Here is a 2,077-nt window from a genome sequence, read left to right on the forward strand (position 1 = left end):
AGAACTTATATTAACCAAGCTTGAATATATCGATCGCTCCTGTGATTGGTTTGCGATCGATTATTCAGCAAACCCTATCTAGCGCTACTTTATGAAATTGGTATTAACCGATTTTCTTTGACAGAATCTGCACGCAAGTAGTCGGGAATCACGCTGAAGCCAAATCCTGATGCTGCGGCTTGTCTAATTGCTCTTAAATATCGATTTCCGATCAGGAAATTATCTGTGTTTATGTGCCTAGCACCTGCGGTTGAGCTATAAATCAAAGATATATGCAATGCAAATCGATTCGGTTAACCGCAATAAAATACCCTCTTTCGAGAACATTCCCGTCAATTCTTCGTCTTTGATTTTAATATACAAATTCGCGCAATCTGTTTGTAGTGATGGCTTGAGTTGTTTTGAAAATTACAGGACTAAAGTCCTAACGCTTGAACCAACTGTATTTAACTAGGAGTTTTGATGGCGGATTCCGCTATACATCTAAATATTTACCGCCCAATAAAAAATTAAAATCAACTGGCAAATTGTTCGGATTAGTACAACATTTAAATGAAGAAGTTATTAAGGCATAATATTATCAAACAGAGAACAGGGTATGGAACTAAATTTACAGAAATTTTATAAAGCTTGCAATCCCAGCTACACCTTGGCAGTAGCAAATACAGAAGACCGACAATACTATATCGATTTCTCTTCAGTGCGGGGCGGCACAATCGTAGAACAATTGGAGCGTACCATCAGCCGCCTGTCCCCGGACGTGCCTACTTGTCAGTTGTTCACCGGTCACATCGGCTCTGGTAAATCAACAGAATTGCTGCGGCTGCAAGCTCAATTGCAGCAGCAAGGATTTCATGTGGTTTACTTTGAGTCTAGTAAAGACTTAGACATGGCAGATGTGGATATTACTGACATTTTGCTGAGCGTGGCTCGTCAGGTGAGCGAAAGCATTGAAAAAATGCAAATTAAGCTGCAACCAACGGGTTTTAAAGCTTTGCTGAAAGGGGTTGCTGATGTTTTTCAAACTCAAATAGATTTGAGGGCTGAAGCTAATATCCCCGGTTTTGGGGAAATAAATGCTAGCACTGAGGGAGAATTTTCTCTGGCGCTGGGAATTGGAAAAATTACTGCTAAGGCGAAAGATGCTCCGAATTTGCGATCGGAGTTGCGGCAATATTTGGAGCCGCGTACTAATGTAATTTTAGATGCACTGAATAAGGAGTTACTCGAACCGGCAAATCAAGAACTCAAACGCCAAGGAAAACAGGGACTTGTGGTAATTATCGACAATCTCGATCGCATACATCTGTGCGCGAAACCGACGGGGCGCTTGCAGCCGGAATATCTGTTTGTCGATCGCGGGGAACAGTTGGCAAGACTAAATTGCCACATCGTGTATACAATTCCTTTGGTGCTGATTTTCTCTAACGATTTGGGTCAATTGACCAATCGCTTTGGGGTAGATCCGAAGGTTTTGCCGATGGTGCCGGTACAGTTGAGCGACGGTTCTGAGTGCTCTGAGGGTGTGGAATTGCTGCGACAGATGGTTCTGGCGCGGGCTTTTCCGACGGTGGAACCATCTGGGCGCTATGCTTTGGTTGACAAAATTTTCGATTCTGCTGAAACTCTCGATCGCCTGTGTCGAGTTAGCGGGGGCCATGTCCGCAATTTGCTGCAACTTTTGTATAGCTGTCTGCAAAAACAAGACCCTCCTCTGTCGCGGGAAACTTTGGAAAATGTGATTGTTCAGCGCCGCCACCAGCTTACTTTGGCGATCGAAGCTGATGAGTGGAATTTACTGCGCCAAGTATCCGCTACCAAAACTGTCAACGGAGAAACTAAATACCAAATTTTGTTACGCAGTCTCTGGGTGTTTGAATACCGTTACGGCGAGGATTACTGGTTTGATGTCAATCCGATTTTGGCGGATGCAAAGGAGTTTCGCGAAACTGAAGATGTGGCGAAAAAGCTTTGATTTGTCAAATACTCATAATGCTAATTAGGGCTTGCTGGATAAGTGCAGAAAGGTTACACGGCGCGGTTATACGATCGCGCGATCGAGAGTTTAGTGCAAGAT

Annotated in this window: 1 protein-coding gene; it reads left to right on the top strand. The window is 43.7% G+C overall.

Annotation, left to right across the window (positions count from 1 at the left end):
• Positions 1-598: 598 nt before the first annotated feature.
• The gene (locus QUB13_RS30260; RefSeq protein WP_333388746.1) at positions 599-1,975 is read left to right on the top strand and encodes a P-loop NTPase fold protein; all 1,377 of its coding nucleotides are present in this window, start codon (positions 599-601) and stop codon (positions 1,973-1,975) included.
• The last annotated feature ends 102 nt before the right edge of the window (positions 1,976-2,077 follow it).

This window comes from Microcoleus sp. B4-D4 (genome assembly GCF_036705185.1).
Taxonomy (GTDB): domain Bacteria; phylum Cyanobacteriota; class Cyanobacteriia; order Cyanobacteriales; family Microcoleaceae; genus Microcoleus.

Coding starts and splice junctions, on each gene's coding strand:
- QUB13_RS30260 (WP_333388746.1), top strand. CDS start 599: ATGGAACTAAATTTACAGAAATTTTATAAAGCTTGCAATCCCAGCTAC.